Here is a 250-nt window from a genome sequence, read left to right as displayed (position 1 = left end):
GAAGGGTGCCTGCCGAACGGCGGACGCTCCTTCGGATCGTCCGCCGTTCGGCAGGCGACTCAACGAAAGCAATCTCAGCTTTGCTCTTCCCGTGAACACGCCACCACTTCTCGTAAATTTCCCGTCTTTGGACTACCTGCTCAAGGCTCTTATGGAAGAGTCCAGGGAGGTTCATGCTGACGAGGTTCGCTTCCTGATCGAGCGGAAACTTCCGCCGGCCGTTTCGACGCGTGTTATCGCGACTCTATTC

At 57.2% G+C, this 250-nt stretch carries 1 protein-coding gene; it reads left to right on the top strand.

Annotated elements, in window-relative coordinates; all coding sequences use genetic code 11:
• The coding region (locus tag SB764_RS43050) for a hypothetical protein (RefSeq protein WP_410867177.1) at window positions 1–250 on the top strand (250 nt) is incomplete at both ends.

Origin of the sequence: Paraburkholderia sp. SIMBA_027 (assembly GCF_046535315.1) — a bacterium.
Classification (GTDB): domain Bacteria; phylum Pseudomonadota; class Gammaproteobacteria; order Burkholderiales; family Burkholderiaceae; genus Paraburkholderia; species Paraburkholderia tropica.
This window is presented reverse-complemented; position numbering and strand designations above follow the sequence as displayed.